5 protein-coding genes are annotated in these 7,986 nt (G+C 57.6%); 2 read left to right on the top strand and 3 right to left on the bottom strand.

From position 1 onward, the window contains the following. Nucleotides 1-73: 73 nt before the first annotated feature. Nucleotides 74-163 (bottom strand): sporulation protein YjcZ, encoded by a 90-nt coding sequence (locus tag FKP33_RS26140; protein WP_127605080.1) that lies wholly within the window; start codon nucleotides 161-163, stop codon nucleotides 74-76. Between the two features lie 179 nt (nucleotides 164-342). Here FKP33_RS26140 and FKP33_RS26135 point away from each other — a divergent pair, with 179 nt between their 5' ends. Then, nucleotides 343-1,431 carry a metallophosphoesterase family protein gene (locus FKP33_RS26135; RefSeq protein ID WP_141336759.1) on the top strand — a complete coding sequence of 363 codons (1,089 nt, stop codon included), beginning with the start codon at nucleotides 343-345 and terminating at the stop codon, nucleotides 1,429-1,431. A gap of 38 nt (nucleotides 1,432-1,469) precedes the next feature. On the opposite strand, the gene FKP33_RS26130 is transcribed toward FKP33_RS26135, so the two are convergent. Beyond that, nucleotides 1,470-4,406: an ATP-binding protein gene (locus tag FKP33_RS26130; RefSeq protein ID WP_141336758.1), complete on the bottom strand. Its 2,937-nt coding sequence runs from the start codon at nucleotides 4,404-4,406 to the stop codon at nucleotides 1,470-1,472. Between the two features lie 229 nt (nucleotides 4,407-4,635). On the opposite strand from FKP33_RS26130, the gene FKP33_RS26125 reads away from it, so the two are divergent. Then, nucleotides 4,636-5,832 carry an EAL domain-containing protein gene (locus tag FKP33_RS26125; RefSeq protein ID WP_181410288.1) on the top strand — a complete coding sequence of 399 codons (1,197 nt, stop codon included), beginning with the start codon at nucleotides 4,636-4,638 and terminating at the stop codon, nucleotides 5,830-5,832. 48 nt (nucleotides 5,833-5,880) lie between these two features. On the opposite strand, the gene FKP33_RS26120 is transcribed toward FKP33_RS26125, so the two are convergent. Beyond that, a partial coding sequence (locus tag FKP33_RS26120) for a DEAD/DEAH box helicase (RefSeq protein ID WP_141336756.1) occupies nucleotides 5,881-7,986 on the bottom strand: 2,106 nt, incomplete at its 5' end.

The raw sequence follows: 7,986 nt of genomic DNA, 5'->3' as shown, positions 1-7,986 counted from the left end.
TCTTCCTGACCGTTGTTGTGGCCGATTAGGTAGAAGGCCCGAGGCCTGTGACGGCCCGAACCGCATTTATCAATTATAAAAACGCGCGGCTGACGATGACCAGCAGAATGAAGAGTACCAGAATTACGCCCGTGGAAGTGAAACCGTGACCTACATGTGACATTGTTGTTTCCTCCTTAAGGTGGTTTTGTGCTTTCACACCATACATCTTATGTCGGGGGTGCAGGAGCGGATTGGGCCAATGTCACCGTCCCTGATTTTTCAGCGGATGCCTATAGCGGTTCTAAAAACTGGGGAAATATCGCATATTAGAGGCATATCGATGAAAGGGAGGGATGAGCTGTGAGTTTTCTTGGAAGCTTGCTTCGCGCGGCCGTCTGCGTCTGGCTGTTGGGCGCACAGCCCGCAGCCGGAAGCATGGCGGCCGGCCGCTCAGGCGAGCTTTGGGAGGCTGCGGGCCCGAATGCGCATTCTGCTGCACCCGGATCTCTCACGCTGCCCGCGGCCGGCCGCTCATCGCCGCTGACCTTCGCGGTGCTAAGCGACATTCACGTGCAGAGCTGGGATCGCCAGGCGATCCGGAAATTTGAGCGGGCGCTCGACGACTTGCACGGTGCGGCGCCTGAAGCGGAGGCGCTCGTGCTGAACGGTGATTTGGGCGACGGCGACCCGGAGGACTATAGGACGCTGCAGCGGCTGTTATCCGAACGTCCGCATCCGGGCGAAATTCACTTCACGCTCGGCAATCACGAGTTTTACCGGATGTGGCACGGGGCCAATCGGCAATGGCGGCCGAAAGGATTCCCGAACGGAGAGACGGAAGCGGCGGCCATCGGACGGTTTCTGCGCTTCACCGGCCAACCGAAGGTGTACCGGGAACGGAGCCTACACGATCGCTTGTTTCTATTCCTGGGTTCGGAGCGATACCGGCTATCCGATCCGTCTTACGGTGAAGATGCGTTCCTTAGCGAGGAGCAGCTTCGTTGGCTGGAGCGGCGGCTGCAGGCGGAGGAGCCTTCCGGACAGCCGATCTTCGTGTTTCTGCATCAACCGCTGCCGAATACGGTAGCCGGAAGCGGACGCGGGCGCGGTGTCGTGCAGCACCGCGAGCTTCGGGACATACTTTCGCGGCATCCGCGGGTGATTGTGTTCTCCGGCCATACGCATGCGGGGCTTGGGCAGTCCGGGACTGTCGTCGCGGACCGGCTATTGTCCGTAGCCGGGTCATCGGTCAGCCGCCCGGAATATGAGGGACCGGCTGAAGCTTCCGGAAGCGCCGACGACCGAAGCGAGGGGCTGGTCGTACGTGTGGAGCAGGACCACGTTGTCATTCGCGGCCGCGATTTCCGGCAGGGGCGTTGGATAACCCGGACGGAGTGCCGCTTTGAGCGAGGCATGTGGCGAGCCGCCGCACCGGACATGCCCAAATAGACGGTACGAACATGTGTACCGTCTATTTGACCTGCGCGTCAAACCGTGCCTTGCTTCAGCGTCGGTTCAATCTGGATATGATCGCTGCCTGTCGTAATCGATTCAATCTCGATGCCGCTCTGGGCCAGCCGGCTGCGAATAAGGCTTTCGTCCTGCGGCGGGAAAATATATGCCGGGCGGCGATCGTTATGAAACATGAGATGCTCGGCGACCTGAAGCAGTTTATTTACGGTAAACGGCTTGCGCAAATATTTCTCCGAATCCTTCTCGTAATAGTCGTGCGGCGGCTCGAGCGCCGTGGAGACGATAACCGGCGTGCGGTGAAACTTGGGATGCCTGTACAGCTCGGTCAGGAAATCCCACCCCGATTGGGGCCCCTTTAAATGAATGTCCACGATGCACAGCCGCGGCGGATATTGATCGACGCGTTCCAGCGCAAGAAGCCCTTCTTCGGCGGAGCGCACGTGAATCGTCGGGATTTGCAGCTTCATCAAAGCGACTTGAATCAGCTTGGCGGCATTGTCATCGTCTTCCAGCAGCAGAATACTGCCTTCGGCATTTCCGACCTGATAAGCGTTCAAGGTAACGGTGAACACGCTGCCCTCTCCCATCGTCGACTCGAAATGGATGGAGCCTTGATGGGCGTCCATAATCTCGCGGACGATAGACAGACCGAGGCCGGTACCGCCGATCTGCCGCCGGTCGGAGTTATCTACGCGGAAAAATTTGGTAAACATGCTGCCCTTCGCTTCTTCCGGTATGCCAAGCCCGTAGTCCTGTACCTCGAAGCTGACGGTACTCCCGTTCTCGCGTATCGTGATGTCAACACGGTTCGCTTGGGGAGAATACTTGACGGCGTTGCTGATCAGATTGTGCGCCACCTGCATCAGCCGGTCGGCGTCGCCCCGCACCCACACCTCCCGTTCGGGTCTGTGCAGCCGGATTTCATGCGTTTGCTCCGCCTTCCATGGCTCGGCGACCTCCCGCAGCAGCGCGCCCAATTCGACGGGAACGAAATGATAGGCCTGTTTGCCGGATTCCATCCGCTGCAAATCCAGGAAGTCGTTAATAAGCGTGGACAAACGGCCCGCTTCCTTGTACACGGTTTGCAAATATTTGCGCTGCTTCTCCGGCGTCAGCTGGCGATGCAGCATAATTTCGATGAAGCCCAGCACGCTGGAAAGCGGCGTTCGCAGTTCATGCGAGACGGTGCTTATAAATTCGTTCTTCATCTCGTCGATTTTCTCTTCCTCCGTACGGTCGCGTACGACGAAGAGGAAGCCGGAGTCGGGCCGTTTGGACGAATCGCCCATCTTCGTGGCGTACAATTCGACGTGGCGCATCTGGCCGTCGTCGGTCGTATAGAAGAAGCGTTCTGTAATATTATCCGTTCTGCCCCTCAGCAATCCTTCCACGGAAGACAAGATTTGGCCGCTCGTCGGGGTGTCGTTCCAAATTCGAATGGCCGTGACGATGGATTCCCCGACCTCATGCGAGATGTCGAGGAAGTTTTTCATGCGCTGATTAAGAAATAGGATATGACCATGCCTGTCGCACATGATCATGCCTTCGTGCGCGGATTCCAAAATGTTCTCGATCAAGTCGCGCTGCTCCTCGATCATCCGCTTCTCTTGCTGCAGCTGTTCGTTTAATTGCTCCAGCTTCACGCTCTGCCGCCGGCGCGCCTCATTCGTTTGCTGCGCCATAAAGGCGAGCCCGAACTGGCGGATTAAGCCCTGAGCGAGGCGTACCTTCTGGTTGGAGGAGGACGTAAGGTAGCCGGTCAACAGCAGAAATCCGAGGCTTTCCTGCCGGTCGTTCAGGAGCGGGAAATAATAATCGGCAGCTTGCCGAATGCCAAGGTGGAACCCGCGTTCCTGCTCGGACACGTTGCGGACCGATTCCAGCATCCGCTTCTCCAGCAGAACGCGCCGAGCGGTGCCGTATAATTCGCTTTGACGCGAAGCGGGAAGGCTGGACGGATAGCCGATGGCGTAAATCGTTTCAAATAAAGGATTGCCCGCCGTATCGCTAGGATTATCGCTGTCGCTGTGGCCGCCTCGAGCTTCGTCCAAAGCCGCTTTATTGACGACGAGCATGGCGGCATCGAGCTGCAGCGTTTCGAGCAGGGCGGGCACGGAGGTGTTCAGGAACGCGTCCAAATGTGTAGCTCCGGTCAGCTTTTCCTGATATCCGGTAATGGCTTCCAGCTCGCGTTCGCGCTCGGACAGCTTCTCCAGCGTCGACTCTTGCTCTTCCTGCTGCGCGATGATTTCCTCGTTCTGCGTCTCCAGGCTCTCCGCCATGAAGCGATACGTCTCCTCGCTGTGGCGCAGCGCCTTCTCGGCCCGGGCGGCGCGTCTGAAGATAATGACGGAGAGGATGACGGCAATAGCGTCGGCCGCGCCTCCGATCACAAGGATAATGCGCGCCAGACGTTTGGCGTTATGGGCCGATTGATGCGCGTCGAGGGCGATTTGATCGATTTCGTCCATCACCTTACCATGTGCGGCCCGAAACCGGTCCATATACGTCTTGCCGATCGATACGCTCTGTAGAGCGGTGTCTCTCCGGCCGTCTCTTATCAAATCAAGTTGCCCGGCGTAATAATCTTGCAGCTGCCGGATCGACGGAAGCGCCTCGACGGTCATCACAGTATCGAGACGATCGTATTGTTGTTGATAATCGGACAGCTCGCGGAGATCGAGCTCAAGTTGCGCCTTACCGGTATGATAAGGCTCCAAGAACTTGTCGTCGCCCGATATTTCGTACCCGCGCAAGCCCGTCTCCATATGAATGAAGTCGACCAGCAGATGTTCAGCCAGATTGTTCAGGGGAATGACTCCGCTGACGAGGTTCTCCAGCTTGGCTTCGGTATTGGCGGAGGCAATGAAGCTGGATACGCTGACCATCGTAACGAGGCAGACGATGATAGCCGAATAAACAATAGGCATCTTGGAGCGGAGTATATTCATTGCATAACCACCCCTGAGGTAAAATAAAAAGTCATCTCCCATTATTCGACAATTGTACAGCGAATTCCTCTCGGGTAGCGATTGCTTCATTTTGGAGCAACGCGCAGCTCCTGATTGCACGACGGCCGCCGCTGCTTTAGAATTAGTAATCATCATTGCATGTTATATTCTCTATCATAATTTGGTGAAATAAAATAACACATTCAGAGGGTGATGGAGGATGAAGAGTATGATCGACCCGGATCTGCGAGCAACGTTACCTCCTGCTGCCGAAACGTTTCCTTATTTCCAGCCGGTCTTGTCTTTGCAGACGCAGCGCATTATCGGATATGAGGCGCTCGGGCGCCGGGTCAGTCCCGGCATAGTACGCAGCCTGGGCCCCTTTTTTCAGAACACGTCGTACAGTGAAGCCGAGCATTTGCGGATCGATCGGATTATTCGGTCGCGGGCTATCGGGCGCATGGCGGATGCGGATTCCGATGCCAAGCTGTTTATCAATCTTAAGCCGTCCTGGATCCATCGCATATACCGGGAGAAGCGAGAGCTGCCGACCTTGCAGATGATGAGGCGTCACGGGCTGGATCCTTCGCGCATCGTGATCGAAATTACGGAGGAGGATTTCACGGGCGGACTCGACGAGCTGTCGGAGATGATCGGGCAGTACCGCGAGGCCGGCTGTCTGATTGCAGTCGATGACATCGGCAGCGGTTACAGCAATTACGATCGGATCGCCAGTGTGAAGCCGCACATTCTGAAAATCGATTTAAAATTGTTGAAAAAAAGCGCCGTAGACCAAGGATACAACGCCGTCTTGAACTCATTCTCCATTCTGGCCGCGCAAATGGGCGCTTCGCTGCTCGTGGAGGGGGTGGAAACGAAGGGAGATTTGAATCATGCCCTGCAGGTGGGGGCGCGCTACGTGCAAGGGTATCTGTTCTCGCAGGCTGAGGCGGACCTGCAGCAGGAAGATGCTTACGAAGGGCTGCTTCGGGAGAGTATCGCCGTGTTTACGCATAGCGAGCTGGACCGCCAGCACCGCTTGTTCGCGGCAACGGAAAGGTTGAGCGGCCTGGTGCCGTCTTCCGTAGAAATCCGTTCATCGGCAGACGCCGATGCGCTGATCGGCAAGCTGCTGCCGCACGTCGGTGCGAACGTGGTCCGTATATACATCTGCAAGGAAGAGGGGTTTCAGGTGTCCTCGAACTTCTCGCGCGAAGCGGACGGGAGCTGGAGCCGAGACGTTCGTTATCAAGAATCCAATTGGATCTGGCGGCCGTACTTCATCCCTACCGTGCTGCAAATGAAACACCAACGGCAGGGATGTCTGTCACAGCCTTATACCGATCTTGACAGCTCTCTGACCATGCAGACCTATTCGTGTCCGCTGGGCGGAGCCTGTTATTTGTTTTTTGATTTGACGATTTAACTGGGCGCACCAGGCGAAGGTACAGTCCCGTGCCCGGTCGCTGCCATTTTAATCGACCCATTCGCTCCGCAAAGCGAACAGCTCCTTCAGATCATCCGTCGACAGCTCGGTAATCCACTGCTCGCCGGTGCCTACGATTTGCTGGCTTAACCCGAGCTTCTTGTCGATCATCTCGTCGATCCGCTCCTCCAGCGTGCCCAGCGTTACAAATTTGTGCACCTGCACGTGGCGGGTTTGGCCAATCCGGAACGCCCGGTCGGTCGCCTGATTCTCGACGGCGGGGTTCCACCACCGGTCAAAATGAAAGACGTGATTGGCTGCAGTCAAGTTCAGCCCCGTCCCGCCCGCCTTCAGCGAAAGCAGGAAGATTCCCGCGTCGTCCGGATGGTCCGCCTCGCTCTCTTGGAACGCCTCGATCATCCGATCACGGTCGGCTTTGGCGGTACCGCCGTGCAGGAACGGAATCGGCCGCCCGAATTCTTCCCCAAGCGCCTGCTGCAGCAAGTACCCCGTTTCGACAAACTGTGTAAAAATCAAACATTTATCGCCTTCCTGCCTCAGCTCGTGCACCATCTCGATCAACCGCTCGACCTTGTTCGAACGGTGTCTCCATGACAAGCGGGCCGCTTTCCCCGATTCGATCAGCCCGGGATGGTTGCAAATTTGCTTCAGCTTCGTCAAGGCGGCCAGGATCAGCCCCCGGCGTTCCATGGCCGTCAGCTTGTCGAGCCGCTCGAACATGTCGCGGATGTAGTTCTCGTAAACGCTCGCTTGCTCCGTCGTCAACGATACGTATGACTTGTATTCGTATTTATCCGGCAGATCGAGCTGGATGGATGGATCCTTCTTGACCCTGCGCAGCAGGAACGGACGAATAAGCCGCTGCACTTTAGCGATCAGCTCGGCGTCCTGCGTCCGCTCGATGGCGTTCACGTACCGATGGGTGAATTCCCGAAGCGTGCCGAGATAACCGGGGTTCAAAAAGTCGAATATCGACCACAGCTCGGTCAACCGGTTCTCGATCGGCGTCCCGGTTAACGCGATCCGGTGCCGCCCTTGCAGCGTACGGATGGAGGAGGCCTGCTTCGTGTAGGCGTTCTTGATGTTCTGGGCTTCATCCAGGCAAATCGATTCCCATTCGATGGCGGCAAGCTCCGTTTCATCCAGGTGTGACAAGGTATACGTCGTCAGCACGATGTCGCAATCCAGGCACGCCTCCATGAACGCGTCGCCCTTGGCGCGGTTCGGACCGTAGTGCAGGTGAACCCGCAGGTCCGGCGCAAAGCGCTGCAGCTCTTTCTGCCAATTCCCGAGCACCGAGGTAGGACAGATGAGCAGGGTGGGCGTCGTGGCCGCGGCCGGCGTATGGCCGTTCGCTTCGGCGGCGATGCGCTGCTCGCGCAGATGGAGCAGGTACGTGATCATTTGGATCGTTTTCCCGAGCCCCATATCGTCGGCCAGGCAGCCGCCAAGGCCGCATTGCCGCAGGAAGAGCAGCCAGGAGATGCCTTCGATCTGATAAGGCCGCAGCGTGCCGCGAAACGAAAGCGGCGGTTCTTGCAGCGGCGGGCGCTTCGTATGATTCAGCAGATCGACCAGCTCCTGCAGCTGCTCGTTGAGCTCCACTTCCATATTCAGCGAGCGATGAAAATCGAGGTCCTCTTCGCCTTCGGAGGACCCTAGCAGATGCAGCTCCAGCACGTCCCGCAGAGAGAGGCCCTGCTTCTTCTGCACCTGATTCATGACCTGCTGCAGCTGCGCCAGATGAACCGGGTCAAGCTGCACCCATTGCCCGTTAATTTGCACGAGCTTGCGGTTTTGAGCGAGCAGCTCGCGGAATTCGTCCTCGGTCAGTTCGAGATCCCCCAGCGCGATTTTCCAGTCGAATTGCATGAGCTGGTTCAACCCGAGCATCGATTGCGGGCCGCTGCCGACCGACGATTTGATCTTAGCCTTGAGGCGCGGACGCCATTTGCGAATCCGGTCCCACCAGGCCGGCAGGAAGACGGAATAACCGGCTTCCATCAAGCGCAGGCTGCCTTGTGACAGCAGCTCCCACGCCTCGTCCGGCGTCAGCGTGCTGCGCAGCGTCTGGCCTTCTGCGGCCAGCCAAGGCACCATCCGCGTCCACTTGGACGCATCGCGCACGGCGCG

Origin of the sequence: Paenibacillus sp. tmac-D7, from assembly GCF_006519665.1 — a bacterium.
In the GTDB taxonomy this organism is placed as follows: domain Bacteria; phylum Bacillota; class Bacilli; order Paenibacillales; family NBRC-103111; genus Paenibacillus_G; species Paenibacillus_G validus.
The sequence above is the reverse complement of the archived record's forward strand: the minus strand, read 5'-3'. Positions and strand labels throughout refer to the sequence as shown.

Coding starts and splice junctions, on each gene's coding strand:
- FKP33_RS26125 (WP_181410288.1), top strand. CDS start 4,636: ATGATCGACCCGGATCTGCGAGCAACGTTACCTCCTGCTGCCGAAACG.
- FKP33_RS26130 (WP_141336758.1), bottom strand. CDS start 4,406: ATGAATATACTCCGCTCCAAGATGCCTATTGTTTATTCGGCTATCATC.
- FKP33_RS26140 (WP_127605080.1), bottom strand. CDS start 163: ATGTCACATGTAGGTCACGGTTTCACTTCCACGGGCGTAATTCTGGTA.